The following is a 16863-nucleotide window of genomic DNA, read 5'->3' as shown; positions in this document are numbered from 1 at the left end:
GCTCCCTTGACGTCAGGCCCTCCCGTGGCCCATATGTTCCCGCATGAACGGTCTCCTCGCCATTTGCACCATTTGCGAGATTACGAGCTAGCGATTCGCTGGCTGGAGCCGTCTTTTCTCAAAAACATTGAGAGCACTGGACGCCCGGCCAACAGCCGACGGGTATCCATATGGAATTACGCCTTTACGATACGCTGACCAAGGAGAAGCGGCCGTTCGTGCCGCTCGATCCAAACAACGTCCGCATGTATGTGTGCGGACCGACGGTCTACGACTTCGCCCATATCGGCAATGCGCGGCCGGTGATCGTGTTCGACGTGCTGTTTCGGCTGCTGCGCCATCTCTATGGCGAAGCGCATGTGACGTATGTCCGCAACATCACCGACGTCGACGACAAGATCAACGACCGCGCCGCGCGTGATTTTTCAGGGCTCCCGCTGAACGAGGCGATCCGCAAGGTCACCGAGCAGACCGGCAAGCAGTTTCACGCCGACGTCGACGCGCTCGGTGCGCTCAGGCCGAGCGTGGAGCCGCGCGCGACCGAGCATATCGGCGAGATGCGCGAGATCATCGAGAAGCTGATCGCCGGCGGCTTCGCCTATGCCGCCGAGGACCATGTGCTGTTCTCGCCGCAGGCCATGAACGCGGCCAATGCCGGACTGCCGCGATACGGCGCGCTATCCAATCGCTCGCTGGACGAGATGATCGCCGGCGCCCGCGTCGACGTCGCGCCCTACAAGAAGGACAGCACCGACTTCGTGCTGTGGAAGCCGTCCAAGCCGGGCGAGCCGTCATGGCCGTCGCCGGCGGGGATCGCTGCGCAAGGACGCCCGGGCTGGCACATCGAGTGCTCGGCGATGGCCTGGAAGCATCTCGGCGAGCACTTCGACATCCACGGCGGCGGTATCGATCTCGTGTTTCCGCATCACGAGAACGAGGTCGCGCAGACCTGCTGCGCCTTCCACCGCGAGCGCATGGCGAACTACTGGATGCACAACGGCTTCCTGCAGGTCGAAAGCGAGAAGATGTCGAAGTCGCTCGGCAATTTCGTCACCATCCACGAGCTGCTTGCGGATTGGCCGGGCGAGGTGCTGCGCCTGAACATGCTGAAGACGCATTACCGCTCGCCGATCGACTGGACCATGAAATCGCTGGACGAGAGCGCCCGGACGCTCGACGACTGGTATCGGGTCGCGGCCGACGTCGCGCCGGGGAAACCGGCTGCGTCCGTGGTCGAGCCGCTGCTTGACGATCTCAACACGTCGCTCGCGATCGCCGCGTTGCATAGCCTCCGCAATAGCGATGTGAGCGCTTTGGCGGGTTCGTTGCGTTTGCTCGGCTTCTTGTCCGAGAGTGCTGTGCAATGGCAGGGCCGCAAGCAAAAGGCGAGCGGGGTCGATGCCAGCGAGATCGACCGCCTGATCGCGGAACGCGCCGCTGCGCGGGCGCGAAAAGACTTCAGGGAGTCCGATCGCATCCGTGACGAACTCGCGGCCAGGGGCGTCGTGATCAAGGACGGCAAGGACGCCGACGGCAAGCCGGTGACGACATGGGAGCTCGCGTGATGGCACAAGCGCATCCCAAGCCCGGCTTGCGGCCCTTCCTGCCTGATGACGTGCCGTTGCTCGCCGCGATCTTCGCCGCCAGCATCGAGGAGCTGACCGGCGACGACTATAACGAAGCGCAGCAGCAGGCCTGGATGGAGGCGGCGGAAACCGAGGAGTTCGGCAAGCGGCTCGCGGCCGATTTGACGCTGATCGCGACGCTGGAGGGCTCGCCGGTCGGCTTTGCCTCGCTGCGCGGCGCCGATCACATTCGCATGCTCTATGTGCATCCCGCGGTGGCCGGGCAGGGCATTGCGACCATGCTGGTCGACGCGCTGGAGAAGCTTGCCGGCGGCCGCGGCGCGACAGGCCTCTCGGTCGATGCCAGCGATACCGCGCAAGACTTCTTCGCCAAGCGCGGCTATGTCGCCATGCAGCGCAACAGCATCACCGTCAACGACGAGTGGCTCGCCAACACCACGATGAAGAAGACGCTCGGAGCAGCGCAATGAGCAAGGAGCGTCTCTATCTGTTCGACACCACGTTGCGCGACGGCGCGCAGACCAATGGCGTCGATTTCACGCTGACCGACAAGCAGATCATCGCGGCGATGCTCGACGATCTCGGCATCGACTATGTCGAGGGCGGCTATCCCGGCGCCAATCCGACCGATACGGAATTCTTCGGCACCAAGCCGAATTTTTCGCATGCGCGCTTCACCGCCTTCGGCATGACGCGGCGGGCAGGGCGCTCGGTTTCCAACGATCCCGGCGTCGCCGGGCTCCTGGAAGCGAAGGCGGATGCGATCTGCTTCGTGGCGAAGTCCTCGGCCTACCAGGTGCGCGTCGCGCTGGAGACGACCAAGGAAGAAAACCTCGCTTCGATCCGCGACAGCGTTGCCGCGGCGAAGGCCGCCGGCCGCGAGGTCATGCTCGATTGCGAGCACTTCTTTGATGGCTACAAGGAAGATTCGAGCTTCGCGCTGGCCTGCGCCAAGGCCGCCTATGACGCAGGCGCGCGCTGGGTGGTGCTGTGCGACACCAACGGCGGCACCATGCCGAATGAGATCGAGGCCATCGTCACCGAGGTGATCAAGCACATCCCCGGCGATCATCTCGGCATCCACGCCCATAATGACACCGAGCAGGCGGTGGCGAACTCGCTGGCCGCGGTGCGCGCCGGCGCGCGGCAGATTCAGGGTACGCTAAACGGCCTCGGTGAGCGTTGCGGCAACGCCAATCTCTGTTCGCTGATCCCGACCTTGAAGCTGAAGAAGGAGTTTGCGGACGCTTTCGAGATCGGCGTTACGACCGAGAAGCTTGCAACTCTCGTCAAGGTCTCGCGCACGCTCGACGACATGCTCAACCGCGTGCCGAACCGGCATGCGGCCTATGTCGGCGAGAGCGCCTTCGTCACCAAGACCGGCATCCATGCCTCCGCCGTGCTGAAGGATCCGCAGACCTATGAGCATGTGTTGCCGGAACTGGTCGGCAATCATCGCAAGGTGCTGGTATCAGACCAGGCCGGACGCTCCAACGTGATCGCCGAGCTCGACCGTGCCGGCATCGCCTATGAGAAGAGCGATCCCAAGCTGACGCGCCTCGTCGAAGAATTGAAGGAGCGTGAGGCGCAAGGCTACGCCTATGAATCCGCCAATGCCTCGTTTGATCTCCTCGCGCGCCGCACGCTCGGCAAGGTGCCGCATTATTTCGAGGTCGAGCAGTTCGATGTCAATGTCGAGCAGCGCTACAATTCGCTCGGCGAGCGCGTCACGGTGGCCCTCGCCGTGGTCAAGGTCGATGTCGCCGGCGAGCATCTGATCTCGGCCGCCGAAGGCAACGGCCCCGTCAACGCGCTCGACGTTGCGCTCCGTAAAGACCTCGGCAAGTACCAGAAATATATCGAAGGCCTGAAGCTGATCGACTACCGCGTGCGTATCCTCAACGGCGGCACCGGCGCGGTCACGCGCGTGCTGATCGAGAGCGAGGACGAGAATGGCGATGTCTGGACCACGGTCGGGGTGTCCCCGAACATCATCGACGCCTCGTTCCAGGCGCTGATGGATTCGGTGATCTACAAGCTCGTGAAGTCGGGCGCGCCGGCGTAAGACCCGCAACGGCTGTCATACCCCGCGAAAGCGGGGTATCCAGTACGCTGCGGCTTCTCGGTAACTCGCCGGCGTCTCGGAATACTGGATCGCCCGGTCCTAGTGCGCAATTGCGCACTGGCCGGGCGATGACAGCTGGGGTGAGGAGGGGCCAAGGTATGATCGACCACATCTCCGTCGGCGTCAGCGATCTCGATCGCTCCGCAAGATTCTACGAAGCCACGCTCGCCGCGCTCGGCCTCACACGTGTCGTGACGCGGCCACGAACGGTCGGTTTTGGAAAGTCCTATCCCGAGTTCTGGATTAATTTGCGCGAAGGCATGCTGCCCGTCCCACCGGAGAGCGGCGTGCACATCTGCCTGCGGGCGAAGACCACGGCAGAGATCGATGCGTTTCATGCCGCAGCGTTGTCCGCTGGCGGTACATCCGACGGCGCACCGGGCCTGCGCCCGCATGACCGCGTGCGCTATTACGCAGCCTTCGTCCTCGACCCCGACGGCAACCGGATCGAGGCTGTGACGTTTCCGTCGGAGTAGGGCGTCAGAGCTTGCGCGCCACTTCCGGGGCGAGCTGCTTTTCCGACTCGGCGAGCTGTGCCACGGCGGACTTCAGCTTCGGCAGGATATCCTCGACGCGATCGGCCTTGAGGATGTCGACCGAAAGGCCGGCGCGGATGAACTCGGTCTGGCGCATGTGCGACAGCAGCGAGAACAGCGGCTCCCAGAAATTGTCGATATTGGCGAGAAGCACCGGCTTGGCGTGACGGCCGAGCTGTTTCCAGGTCAATTGCTCGACCAGCTCCTCCAGCGTGCCGACGCCGCCCGGCAGCGCCACGAAGGCGTCCGAGCGCTCGAACATCAGCCGCTTGCGCTCGTGCATGTCGGGGGTGACGATCATCTCCTGCACGCGGGTCAGCGCATTCTCGCGCTTCCGCAGGAATTCGGGAATGATGCCGGTGACGCTGCCGCCGTGATCGAGCACGGAGGTCGCGACCGAGCCCATCAGGCCGAGCGAGCCGCCGCCATAGACCAGGCGGATGTTGTTCTCGGCGAGCGCCTTGCCGAACGCTTTTGCGCCTTCGGTGAAGCGGGGATTGGTTCCGGGACCGGAGCCGCAATAGACACAGACGGTTTTGATCGTGCTCATTGGTGCCATGATGCATTGCAGCGAAGAGGCGTCAAGCCCTTCAGGTGATTCGGACTACCCGGAAATCTACCGGTAAATGGCGACAAACAATCAAAGATTCGCCATCTGGCGGGGTGCGCTCGCCTCCGGAAGCTTCTATATGACGAGCGAAAACAGTTAATCGCAGCGCGCCCGCATCCGGCGGGCCTCCAGGTTTCTTGATGAGCCCACCTCATTCGCCAGACGTCCCGGACGTGCCCGATTCCCCAGGCGGGCCGCTCGAGCGGGCTACCCTGATGGGCACGCTGGCGCATCTGTGGCCCTATATCTGGCCGGGCGACCGTTTCGACCTGAAGATGCGCGTGGTCTGGTCGATGGTGCTGCTGCTCGCCGCCAAGCTGATCACGCTGACGGTGCCGTTCAGCTTCAAATGGGCCACCGACGCGCTGACCGGGGCGAACACCGCGCCGGTGCAGCCCGACAATTGGCACCTCTGGGTGATCGCCTCGCCATTGCTGCTCACCGCCAGTTACGGCGCGACGCGCATCCTGATGGCGGTGCTGACGCAATGGCGCGACGGCATTTTTGCGCGCGTCGCCATGCATGCGGTGCGCAAGCTCGCCACCATCACCTTCATCCACATGCACGAACTGTCGCTGCGCTTCCACCTCGAGCGCAAGACCGGCGGCCTGACGCGCGTGCTCGAGCGCGGCCGCGAGGGCATCGAGGTCATCGTGCGCATGGTGATCCTGCAGCTGATCCCGACCATCGTCGAGGTCTCGCTGCTGCTCGCCGTGCTGCTGTGGCAGTTCGACTGGCGCTACGTGGTGGCGACGCTGATCACGGTCGCGGTCTACATGTACTACACCTACATCGCGACCGAGTGGCGGATCGGCATCCGCCGCAAAATGAACGATTCCGACACCGAGGCGAACACCAAGGCGATCGACTCGCTGCTCAACTACGAGACCGTGAAATATTTCAGCGCGGAGACCCGCGAGGCGCAGCGTTACGACAAATCGGTCGCGCGCTACGAGGAGTCGAGTGTCCAGGCCTATACGTCGCTCGCCGTACTCAACACCGGACAGGCCGTGATCTTCACGCTGGGGCTGACCACGACCATGCTGATGTGCGCGATCGGCGTGCGCAACGGTACCAACACGGTCGGCGATTTCGTGCTGGTCAACGCCATGATGATCCAGCTCTACCAGCCGCTGAATTTCATGGGCATGGTGTATCGCGAGATCAAGCAGGCGATCATCGACATCGAGAAGATGTTTGGCGTGCTGGGACGCGAGGCCGAGATCAAGGACGCGCCCGACGCGCAGCCGCTGGTCATCTCTGCCGGCATCGTGCGTTTCGAGGACGTGCGCTTTGCCTATGAGCCGGCGCGGCCGATCCTCAAAGGCATCAGCTTCGAGGTGCCGGCCGGCAAGACGGTCGCGATCGTCGGCCCGTCCGGCGCGGGCAAGTCGACCATCTCGCGGCTGCTGTTCCGCCTCTACGACATCTCCGGCGGCAGGATCCTGATCGACGGCCAGGACATCCGCGAGGTCACGCAGGATTCACTGCGCGCTTCGATCGGCATGGTGCCGCAGGACACCGTGCTGTTCAACGACACCATCCGCTACAACATCCGCTACGGCCGCTGGGACGCCAGCGATGCCGAGGTCGAGGAGGCGGCGCGGCTGGCGCAGATCGACCATTTCATCCGGATGGCGCCGAAGGGCTACGAGACCCAGGTCGGCGAGCGCGGCCTGAAACTGTCGGGCGGCGAGAAGCAGCGCGTCGCCATTGCGCGCACCGTGTTGAAGGCGCCGCCGATCCTGGTGCTGGACGAGGCGACTTCTGCGCTCGATACCCACACCGAGCACGAGATCCAGGGTGCGCTCGACCGCGTGGCGAAGAACCGCACCTCGCTGGTGATCGCGCACCGGCTCTCGACCATCGTCGGCGCCGACGAGATCATCGTGCTGGACCAGGGGCGGATCGCCGAGCGCGGCACCCACGCCAAGCTGCTGGCGCAGGGCGGCCTCTATGCCAGCATGTGGAACAGGCAACGCGAGGCGGAAGCCGCGCGCGAGAAACTGGCCAAAATGGCCGACTCTGGCGAGGCGCCCAACCGGGAGCCGCCGCCGGTCGATGACGTCCTGACGACGCCTGCGGCGGCGGAGTGACCTTGTCTCCGGTCCCAACTCTGGCCTAAACAGGCCCACCGCGCGGGACGACCTGCGCCATCAACCCTGAGCGGCAGATAGCGATGTCCATTCTCGATTCGATCCAGCGTCAGATCCCGCCGATCCACAAGGAGGGCTATCCCTTCATCGGCGGCTTTGCGCTGGCAAGCCTGATTCTGTTCTGGCTCTGGTCGCCCCTGGGGTGGATCGGCACCATCCTCACCGTGTGGTGCGCGCTGTTCTTCCGCGACCCCGTGCGGGTGACGCCGGTGCGCGAGGGGCTCGTGGTGTCGCCGGCCGACGGCCGCGTCTCGATGATCACCATGGCGCTGCCGCCGGCCGAGCTCGGGCTCGGCGACCGGCCGCTGCCGCGCATCTCGGTGTTCATGAGCGTGTTCAACTGCCACGTGAACCGCAGCCCGCTCGCGGGCAGGGTGGACCGTATCGCCTACCGGCCCGGCCTGTTCATCAATGCCGAGCTCGACAAGGCGAGCGAGGACAATGAGCGCAATTCGCTGGTGATCACGACGCCCAATGCGCGGATCGGCGTGGTCCAGATCGCAGGCCTGATCGCCAAGCGCATCGTCTGCTTCGTCAAGGAAGGGCAGGCGATCGGCGCCGGCGAGCGCTTCGGCCTGATCCGCTTCGGCTCACGCCTCGACGTCTATCTGCCTGTGGGCACCAAGGCGCTGGTCTCGGAAGGGCAGACCGCGATCGCTGGCGAGACAATCCTGGCCGATCTCGCCGGTGACGACCCGAGCCGCGCCTACCGCGCCAATTAACCAATAGTCGGTCCTTGAGGGCCTTCCGCCGCAATGGCGGAGGGGAATGGGGCTTGCTATATCTCGCCTTAAGGTGAGGACGAGCCAATGACGCCCTACGACTTCAAAGATCCAGACGTACGCCGCCGGCGGTTCCGCCCGATTCCGGTGCGCATGCTGGTGCCCAACGTCATCACGCTGCTGGCGATCTGCGCCGGCCTCACGTCGATCCGGCTGTCGATCGAGGGGCGGATGACGCTGGCCGTCTACGCCATCGTGTTCGCGGCCGCGCTCGACGGCATCGACGGCCGCATCGCGCGCATGATCAAGGGCCAGTCCAAGTTCGGGGCCGAGCTCGACAGCCTCGCCGACTTCGTCAATTTCGGCGTCGCGCCGGGCCTGATGCTGTATTTCTGGCAGTTGCACGAGCTCGGCAATGCCGGCTGGATCGCCGCCATGGTGTTCGCGATCTCCATGTGCCTGCGGCTTGCGCGCTTCAACGCCACGCTGGACGATCCGAACAAGCCGGCCTTCGCCGCCAATTTCTTCACCGGCGTGCCGGCACCGGCCGGCGCCATTACCGTGATGTTGCCGATCTATGCGGCATTCCTGGATCTGGGGCGCTGGCCTGCAGCCCTGACGGCCGGCTACACGCTGCTGATTGCTTTCCTGATGGTCTCGCGCCTGCCGGTGTTCTCCGGCAAGAGCATGCGCATGCGGGTGCCTCCCGAGCTGGTGCTGCCAGCCTTCGTCGCGGTGATCTTTTTCATCGCGCTTCTGATCGCATATCCCTGGCACGTGCTCTCGATCGGCACGGTGCTGTATCTGCTCTGCCTGCCGCTCGGCTACAAATCCTATCGCGACCAGGCGCGTGCAATAGAGGCAACCGCACCGTCGGGAGGCGAGGTCTCGTCGCCGCCGTCAGCGCCAACGCTGGCGAACCTGTCGGAGCCGCCGCAAGACGACGACCGGCCCGGACGGCTGCACTGAGCGTTGCCAACGGATATCTGCCATGAGGGCGCGCTGAGTTGGGTTGAGGCCCGATCTCGGCTATATCGCCCTGTGCCGGCGGCACCGCGCTAACAGCGGCCGCCAATCTGGGAGAGAACGCCGTGACTGATAACGCGACCGGGCCGCTGCCCGCTTCCGTCCTCGAAGCGCTGGGCCGCTACGACACCCCGACGATCTGCAATGCCATGGAGATCGTGGCGCCCGAGCGCCGGCTGATCGGCTACACCACCAAGCAACTGGTCTGTCCGTTTCCCGACCTGCCGCCGATCGTCGGCTATGCCCGCACGGTTGCGATCCGTTCGGTGCTGAAATCCTCGCTGCCGGCTGAAGAGCAGTCCAAGCGCCGCATCGAATATTACGAATATGTCGGCACCGGTCATGGTCCGCGCATCTCGGTGATCCAGGACATCGACGGCCCCGACGTCGGTTACGGTGCGTTCTGGGGCGAGGTTCAGAGCAACGTGCACAAGGCGCTCGGCTGCCTCGGCGTCATCACCGACGGCTCGATCCGCGACATCCCGCAATGGGCCCCGGGTTTCCAGGCGCTGGCTGGCTCGATCGGCCCGTCGCATGCCTGGGTGCATGCGGAAAGCTTTGGCGGCGAGGTGCGCGTCGCCGGCATGACCGTGAAGTCGGACGATCTCATCCACGCCGATCAGCACGGCGCCATCGTGATCCCGCTCGACATCGCGGCAAAGCTGCCTGAAGCCGCCGAGCTCTGTGGCCGCCGCGAGACGCCGATCCTCGAGATCGCCCGCAGCCCCGACTTCTCGCTGGAGAAGCTGAAGGCCGCGCTGAAGCGCTCGGCGGAGATCCACTAAGCTTGGAGTGATGCCATGGACATGAGCGGCAAGACGGTGCTGATCACGGGCTCGACCGATGGTGTCGGGCGCTATGTCGCAAGCCGCCTTGCCGCCGAAGGCGCGCACGTCCTGATCCATGGCCGCGATGCCGCGCGGGCAAAAGCGCTGATCGACCAGATCATGAAAGCCGGCCACGCCGCGCCGACCTTCTATCAAGCCGATCTTTCGTCGATGGCGGGCACGCGCGCGCTCGCCGAGGCGGTCATACGCGATCATCAACGTCTCGACGTTCTCGTCAGCAATGCCGGCATTGGCTCGCAGAACGACGGGCCGCAGCGGCAAGTCAGTGCCGACGGTCACGAGCTGCGTTTTGCTGTCAATTATCTCTCGGGTTTCCTGCTGGCCCATCTGTTGCTGCCGCTGCTCAAGGCCGCAGCCCCGTCGCGCATCGTCAATGTCGCTTCCCTCGGACAGCATCCGATCGATTTCGACGACGTCATGATCACGAAGGGCTACAGCGGTTCGCGTGCCTATGCGCAGAGCAAGCTTTCGCAGATCATGTTCACGGTTGATCTTGCGGAGGAGCTGAAGGGCGCCGGTGTCACCGTCAATTCGTTGCATCCGGCGACCTACATGAACACCACGATGGTGCGTGCCGGCGGCATTACGCCGATCTCGACGGTGGAGCAGGGTGGTGCGGCGATCCTCCATCTGGTCGAAGGCGACGACGTCGCTGGCAAGAGCGGCCTGTTCTTCAACGGAATGAACGAAGCCCGTGCCAATCCGCAGGCCTATGATGCCGATGCCCGCAAGCGTCTGCATGCGCTCAGCGTGAAGCTGGCGGGACTGTCGTCCTAGCGCGCCGCAATTATGGTTAGCAAAGTATTGAGATTCCTGTCGGCGGACGGCAAAGCCGGCCTTCATTCAGCGCTCTGCGCCGGTCTGGCGCGCCGGCTCAACTTAACCTTTACGCGGCTTTAAGGGCGGCGCTCTAGGGTTTCCGATGCGGTTCGGGGTTGGGCCGCGCCAGCGGCCAGGACGGCCGTTGTTGCGTACGCGTTGGAGTATCCAATGGATATCATGACGAGCGTTGGCCTCATTGCAGGCATCATCGTCATCACGGCGATGGTCTTCATGGGCGGCGATCTGCACATGTTCATCTCCGAACATGCCATGATCATCATCTTCGGCGGTTCGATCTCCGCCACCATGATCCGCTTTCCGCTCAGCGCGCTCCTGCACGGCCTTCCGCTCGGCGCCAAGTTCGCCTTCACCATGAGCCGCCTGTCGGCCCACGACCTCGTTGACGAACTCGCCCGCATCGCCGAGATCGCCCGCAAGCAGGGCCCGGTCGGCCTTGAAAAGGTCGAGACCGACGAGCCGTTCCTGGCCAAGGGCATCCGCTACGTCGCCGACGGCTACGACCTCGATTTCATCCGCGACAATCTTGAGCGCGACCGCGACAACTTCCTGATGCACCTCGACGAGGGCAGCAAGATCTACCGCGCCATCGGCGACTGCGCCCCGGCCTTCGGCATGATCGGCACGCTGATCGGCATGGTGCAGATGTTCGCCAACATGACCGACCCTTCGAAACTCGGCCCGTTCATGGCGACCGCGCTGCTTGCGACGCTTTACGGCGCGCTGGTTGCGAACCTGTTCTGTCTGCCGATCGCCGACAAGCTGCACGGCAAGCTGCTCGACGAGGAAACCAACCGCACGCTGATCATCGACGGCATCCTGATGATCCGCGACTCCAAGAGCCCGACGCTGGTGCGCGAAATGCTGCTGGCCTATCTGCCAGAGAAGCATCGTCACGCCGAAGGCGAGCCGGTGCCGGCGTAACGCCGCCCGCCGGGATCAACAGAGATGGCCAAGAAGAAGCGCGGCGATGCTCACGGTGGCGGTCACGGCTGGTTCGTGACCTTCGCCGATTTGATGGGCCTGATGATGAGCTTCTTCGTGATGCTCGTCGCGTTCTCGACCCAGGACGCCAACAAGCTGAAGATCGTCGCAGGCTCGATGCGCGACGCCTTCGGCGTGCAGAGCGAAGCGCGCTACGCCGGCATCGTCGAGTCCGACGGCCTGCCGACGCGCCCGCGGCTGAAGAACGTCGACCACATCCAGCCGGAGGATTCCTCCAACACACCGACCCCGGATCAGGAGGATCGCGATCGCACGTCGGGCGCGAAGCTGAAGATCGACCGCAATTTTGCGCTGGCAGCTGCCTCGCTGCGCCAGGCGCTGCAGGACATGCCTGAGCTGACCGAGATGTCCAAGCACATCATGTTCGAGGAGACCAAGCAGGGCCTCAACCTCGAGATTGTCGACCAGGACGGCCGCTCGATGTTCGCCGACGGCTCCAAGGTGCCCTATGACCGCACCCGCCGCCTGATCGAGAAGCTCGCAATTCCGCTCAAGGCGACGCCGCTCCGCGTCTCCATCGCCGGCCACACCGCGGCCGGGTTCGTGCCGACCCGCAGCGATTACGGCGCCTTCGACCTGTCGGCCGACCGCGCCAATGCGGTGCGCCAGATCCTCGAACGTGAGGGCCTGCCGGCCTCGCACGTCTTCGCCGTCGCCGGCAAGGCCGACACCCAGCCGCTGTTTCCGGACGATCCCTCGCTCGCCGCCAACCGGCGGGTGACCATCACCCTGATGCGCGAAGATCCGCCGCTACCGCCGAATCTGAAGCCGTAACCCCCCTTGCGCTACCATCTTACCTGAGGCATGTCGTCGCGCTGGCGACGAGCGTGGCCGCGCCGTCACAGCATTCGGCTCACCGCCTGCTAAGGTGGTGCGCCGATTGACAGGCGCGCCGGAAGCGTCAAAAGGCGCCGGATCAAATTCAGGGACGAAGCGTTTTCCACTTTCATGACGGCGAGCATCACACAGGCCGAGACCCAGGACGGGCCGGTCACCTCAGGTTTTTGGGCGCTTACGCTCGGGAGCATCGGTGTCGTTTTCGGCGACATCGGCACCTCGCCGCTCTACGCATTCCACGAGGCGGTCCGGGGCGCGGCTCATGGCGAGCCGGTGACGCGGGTCATGGTGCTCGGCGTGCTCTCGCTGATCCTGTGGGCGCTCTTTATCGTCGTCACCGCCAAATACGTTCTGCTGCTGCTGCGCGCCGACAATAACGGGGAGGGCGGCACGCTCTCGCTGATGGCGCTCGGCCAGCGTGCGCTGGGGCGGAGAAGCTGGTTCCTGCTCGCGCTCGGCGTCGTCGGCGCTTCCATGTTCATCGGCGATTCCATGATCACGCCGGCGATCTCGGTTCTGTCCGCGGTCGAGGGCCTGAAGCTCGTGACCCCCGCGTTCGAGCATTATGTCGTGCCGCTCACCGTCATGATCCTGGTGTTGCTGTTCGCGGTACAGAGCAAGGGCACTGCACTGGTGGCCTCCGCCTTCGGGCCGGTCATGGTGGTCTGGTTCACGGTCATTGCGATCATGGGCATCGTTCACATCGCCGACGATCCGTCGGTGCTCGCGGCGATCAATCCCTATTACGCGCTGCAATTCCTGTTGTCGCACGGCACGATCGGCCTCGTGACGCTGGGCGCGGTGTTTCTGGCGGTGACCGGCGGCGAGGCGCTCTACGCCGACCTCGGCCATTTCGGCCGCAAGCCGATCCAGGCGGCCTGGATGTTCTTCGTGCTGCCCTCGCTGCTGATCAACTATTTCGGGCAGGGCGCGCTGGTGCTGTCCGATCCGAGCGCGATCGAACATTCCTTCTATCGCATGGTGCCGGAGCACCTGGTGCTGCCGCTGGTCGGGCTTGCGACCGCCGCGACGGTCATCGCGAGCCAGGCGGTGATCACCGGCGCCTATTCGCTGGTCTATCAAGCGGTGCAGCTCGGCCTGCTGCCGCGTTTCGAGGTGCGCTACACCTCCGAAACCCATGCCGGGCAGATCTATCTGCCGCGCGTGAACCGGCTGCTGCTGATCGGCGTGATGCTGCTCGTGCTGCTGTTCCACACCCCGAGCAACCTCGCTTCGGCCTACGGCATCGCGGTCTCCACCACCATGGTCGCCGACGGCGTCATGGGCTTCGTCGTGATCTGGAAACTGTGGAACTGGCGCGCCGCGACGGCGGCGGCGGTGATCGTGCCCTTCGTCGTCGTCGACATCAGCTTCTTCAGTGCCAATCTCCTCAAGCTGCTCGAGGGCGCCTGGGTGCCGCTTCTGTTCGGCGCGGCCATGGCCGGGACGATCTGGACCTGGCGCAAGGGGACCGGCATCCTGCTCCAGAAGACGCGCCGGATCGAGGTGCCGCTCGACGATCTGATCCGGAGCCTGGAGAAGCGGCCGCCGCATGTCGTCAAGGGCACCGCGGTGTTCCTCACCAGCGATCCCGCCTTCGTGCCGACGGCGCTGCTGCACAATCTCAAGCACAACAAGGTGCTGCACGAGCACAACGTGGTCCTGACCATCGAGACCGCGCACACGCCGCGGGTCGATCTCTCCGAGCGGTTCCGCATGGAGAAGATCAGCGACAAGTTCTCGAAGGTACGCCTCCGCTTCGGCTTCATGGAGCAGCCGAACGTGCCCAAGGCGCTCGCCATCGCGCGCAAGCAGGGCTGGCAGTTCGACATCATGTCGACGTCGTTTTTCGTGTCGCGCCGCTCGCTGAAGGCCTCGGCGCAGTCGGGCATGCCGCTGTGGCAGGACCATCTGTTCATCGCGCTGAGCCGCTCGGCCAACGATGCCACGGACTATTTCCAGATTCCGACCGGGCGGGTGGTTGAAGTCGGCACCCAAGTCACCATTTGAACGCAATCGGTGGACCTATGCGAATTTTGCATGGTGAGGGCCCAAAATCGGGCTAGGCTATGCCGGTAGCGCAGGACTATAAGCCGCGCGCTCCTCCGCCGTTGTGCAGTGAAGCATTTTCAGAGGCCACTGGGCTCTCCCATGACAAGTGACGTAGCAGTTCCCGCCCCGGAAACGGCGGCGGCCAATGGGCATGGCGACGCCCACACCACCGCCGGTTTCGGTGCGCTGACGCTCGGCAGCATCGGCGTGGTCTATGGCGACATCGGCACCAGCCCGCTCTACGCCTTCCGTGAGGCGGTGATGGCGGCCTCGGGTGCGGAAGGCGCCCCGACGCCGGCGGCCATTCTCGGCGTGGCCTCCCTGATCCTGTGGGCGCTCATCGTGGTGGTGACGCTCAAATACGTCGTGATCCTGCTCCGCGCTGACAACAATGGCGAGGGCGGCACGCTGGCGCTGATGGCGCTGGCCCAGCGCGCTGTCGGAACCGGCGGGGCGACCATCGTCCTGCTCGGCATCATCTCGGGCGCGCTGTTCTACGGTGACGCCGTGATCACGCCGGCGCTCTCGGTGCTGTCGGCGATCGAAGGCATGAAGGACGTCACGCTGCACTTCGAGCCCTATGTCGTGCCGCTGACGGTGATCATCCTGGTCTGCCTGTTCGCCGTGCAGTCGCGCGGCACCGCCCGGGTCGCGGCGTTCTTCGGTCCGATCATGTGCGTCTGGTTCGCGGTCCTCGCGGTGGCGGCGATCCATCCGATCATCCAGCAGCCGCAGGTGCTGTACGCGCTGAACCCGCTCTACGCCGTGACCTTCATGCTCCACCACGGCATTATCGGCTTCGTGACGCTGGGCGCGGTGTTTCTGGCGGTGACGGGCGCCGAGGCGCTGTATGCGGACCTTGGCCATTTCGGCAAGCGGCCGATCCAGACCGCCTGGCTGTTCATCGTGCTGCCGTCGCTTGCGCTGAACTATCTGGGGCAGGGGGCGCTCGTGCTCGGCGATCCCGCGGCGATCGAGAGCCCGTTCTTCCAATTGTTTCCGCAAGGCTGGATCCGCGGCGGCATGGTCGTGCTGGCCACCGCCGCCACTGTCATCGCAAGCCAGGCCGTCATCACCGGCGCCTATTCGCTGACGCGCCAGGCGATTCAGCTCGGGCTGCTGCCGCGCTTTGAAATTCGCCATACGTCTGAAGCCCATTCCGGCCAGATCTTCATCCCGCGCATCAACCAGCTGCTGCTGGTCGCGGTGGTGCTGCTGGTATTGCTGTTCCGCTCCTCCAGCGCGCTGGCGTCCGCCTATGGCATCTCCGTCACCGGCACCATGGTGGTGACGGCGATGATGGGCTTTGTCGTGATCTGGAAGGTCTGGAAGTGGTCGCCCTTCACGGCCGCCGCCCTGATTGCGCCGTTCCTGTTCCTCGACCTGACCTTCCTGGCGGCGAACCTGCTCAAGGTGTTCGAGGGTGGCTGGGTGCCGCTGGCGCTCGGCGCACTCATGATCATGCTGATGTACACGTGGCGGCGCGGCAGCCGGTTGCTGTTCGAGAAATCGCGCAAGCTCGAGTTCCCACTCGCCGACCTCGTGGCGATGCTGGAGAAGCGGCCGCCGCAGCGCGTGCCCGGCACCGCCGTGTTCCTGACCAGCGATCCGCTCAGCGCCCCGACCGCGCTGATGCATAGTCTGAAGCACTACAAAGTGCTGCACGAGAAGAACGTCATTCTCACCATCGAGACTGCGCAGACCCCGCGCATCGATCCGGCCGAGCGGGTGAGGCTGGAGCAGATCTCACCGACCTTCTCCAAGGTGACGCTGAAGTTCGGCTTCATGGAATCGCCCAACGTGCCGAAGGCGCTGGCGATCGCCCGCAAGCTCGGCTGGCAGTTCGACATCATGTCGACCTCGTTCTTCCTGTCGCGGAGGGCGCTGAAGCCCGCCGCCCATTCCGGCATGCCGCGTTGGCAAGACCGGCTGTTCATCTCGCTCAGCCGCTCCGCCAACGACGCCACCGACTATTTCCAGATCCCGAGTGGCCGCGTCGTCGAGGTCGGCACCCAGGTGACGATTTAGGGCAGGGATTCAAAGCGCGCTTCAACTCGCTGCGATTTAGCTTTAACTTGCGCAAGGCAGCTCAAGCCTTTGTAGCGCTTGATTTTCGCCTGCTGAGAGGCGAGGTTGCCGGCCGCCGGGATCGCCCCGGCAGCGGCCCGCGACGTTGGAGGATGATGTGGCAAATCAAGTACAGGATCTGACCCCGGACGAAGTCTCCAAGGGTGTCGCGGAAGGGCGCTATCTGCTCGTCGACGTCCGTGAGCCGAACGAGGTCGAAGCCGAGGCTTACCCTTACGGCGTCGTCGTGCCGCTCTCGACCTTCGATCCCAAGGCGATCCCCGATCCGCAAGGCAAAGAGGTCGTGTTCGCCTGCCGCTCCGGCAAGCGCTCGGTGACGGCCTCGCTCGCGGCGCAGGCGGCGGGCCTGCCTTACGACAAGCATCTGGCCGGCGGCATGCTGGGCTGGAAGGCGGCGGGGCTCCCCAGCAAGGTCGGTGGCTGATCGACCCG

At 64.6% G+C, this 16863-nt stretch carries 15 protein-coding genes; 14 read left to right on the top strand and 1 reads right to left on the bottom strand.

All coding sequences use genetic code 11. The features are described from left to right. Positions 1-170: 170 nt before the first annotated feature. The 4 genes from cysS to AC1RR3_RS19805 all read left to right on the top strand — a co-directional run bounded on the left by cysS (position 171) and on the right by AC1RR3_RS19805 (position 4187). The gene (cysS, locus tag AC1RR3_RS19820; RefSeq protein WP_492824788.1) at positions 171-1565 is read left to right on the top strand and encodes a cysteine--tRNA ligase; all 1395 of its coding nucleotides are present in this window, start codon (positions 171-173) and stop codon (positions 1563-1565) included. After that, a complete protein-coding gene (locus tag AC1RR3_RS19815) occupies positions 1565-2056 on the top strand; it encodes a GNAT family N-acetyltransferase (protein ID WP_492824787.1) in 492 nt (163 codons plus the stop codon). The genes cysS and AC1RR3_RS19815 overlap by 1 nt, the downstream gene beginning before the upstream one ends. After that, positions 2053-3651: a citramalate synthase gene (gene cimA, locus AC1RR3_RS19810; RefSeq protein ID WP_492824786.1), complete on the top strand. Its 1599-nt coding sequence runs from the start codon at positions 2053-2055 to the stop codon at positions 3649-3651. The genes AC1RR3_RS19815 and cimA overlap by 4 nt, the downstream gene beginning before the upstream one ends. Positions 3652-3809: 158 nt before the next feature. Further along, entirely contained in the window at positions 3810-4187 is a 378-nt protein-coding gene (locus AC1RR3_RS19805) for a VOC family protein (RefSeq protein ID WP_492824785.1), read from the top strand. Between the two features lie 4 nt (positions 4188-4191). On the opposite strand, the gene AC1RR3_RS19800 is transcribed toward AC1RR3_RS19805, so the two are convergent. Beyond that, the gene (locus AC1RR3_RS19800) at positions 4192-4797 is read right to left on the bottom strand and encodes an LOG family protein (protein WP_492824784.1); all 606 of its coding nucleotides are present in this window, start codon (positions 4795-4797) and stop codon (positions 4192-4194) included. Between the two features lie 200 nt (positions 4798-4997). Between AC1RR3_RS19800 and AC1RR3_RS19795 the strand changes: the two genes are divergently transcribed. The 10 genes from AC1RR3_RS19795 to AC1RR3_RS19750 all read left to right on the top strand — a co-directional run bounded on the left by AC1RR3_RS19795 (position 4998) and on the right by AC1RR3_RS19750 (position 16855). After that, a complete protein-coding gene (locus AC1RR3_RS19795; protein ID WP_492824783.1) occupies positions 4998-6953 on the top strand; it encodes an ABCB family ABC transporter ATP-binding protein/permease in 1956 nt (651 codons plus the stop codon). 77 nt (positions 6954-7030) lie between these two features. Then, positions 7031-7735, top strand: a complete 705-nt coding sequence (locus AC1RR3_RS19790; protein ID WP_492825148.1) for a phosphatidylserine decarboxylase — start codon at positions 7031-7033, stop codon at positions 7733-7735. An 87-nt stretch (positions 7736-7822) separates the two neighbouring features. Then, positions 7823-8704: a CDP-alcohol phosphatidyltransferase family protein gene (locus AC1RR3_RS19785; protein WP_492824782.1), complete on the top strand. Its 882-nt coding sequence runs from the start codon at positions 7823-7825 to the stop codon at positions 8702-8704. A 122-nt stretch (positions 8705-8826) separates the two neighbouring features. After that, positions 8827-9546 (top strand): RraA family protein, encoded by a 720-nt coding sequence (locus AC1RR3_RS19780; protein ID WP_492824781.1) that lies wholly within the window; start codon positions 8827-8829, stop codon positions 9544-9546. A gap of 15 nt (positions 9547-9561) precedes the next feature. After that, positions 9562-10386 (top strand): SDR family NAD(P)-dependent oxidoreductase, encoded by an 825-nt coding sequence (locus AC1RR3_RS19775; RefSeq protein ID WP_492824780.1) that lies wholly within the window; start codon positions 9562-9564, stop codon positions 10384-10386. Positions 10387-10599: 213 nt separating this feature from the next. Next, complete coding sequence (locus AC1RR3_RS19770) at positions 10600-11373, top strand: motility protein A (RefSeq protein WP_071915126.1); 774 nt, start codon at positions 10600-10602, stop codon at positions 11371-11373. Between the two features lie 24 nt (positions 11374-11397). Next, complete coding sequence (locus tag AC1RR3_RS19765) at positions 11398-12228, top strand: flagellar motor protein MotB (protein WP_492824779.1); 831 nt, start codon at positions 11398-11400, stop codon at positions 12226-12228. A 174-nt stretch (positions 12229-12402) separates the two neighbouring features. Beyond that, positions 12403-14301 (top strand): potassium transporter Kup, encoded by a 1899-nt coding sequence (locus tag AC1RR3_RS19760; RefSeq protein ID WP_492824778.1) that lies wholly within the window; start codon positions 12403-12405, stop codon positions 14299-14301. Between the two features lie 141 nt (positions 14302-14442). Beyond that, positions 14443-16371, top strand: coding sequence for a potassium transporter Kup (locus AC1RR3_RS19755; RefSeq protein WP_492824777.1), 1929 nt, complete (start codon positions 14443-14445; stop codon positions 16369-16371). 157 nt (positions 16372-16528) lie between these two features. After that, on the top strand, positions 16529-16855 hold the full coding sequence (locus tag AC1RR3_RS19750; protein ID WP_008139644.1) for a rhodanese-like domain-containing protein: 327 nt from the start codon (positions 16529-16531) through the stop codon (positions 16853-16855). Positions 16856-16863 lie beyond the last annotated feature (8 nt).

This window comes from Bradyrhizobium sp. GW821-FHT13H05 (assembly GCF_058804065.1).
Note: the sequence above shows the minus strand (reverse complement) of the source record. Positions and strands in the feature narration are given on the sequence as shown.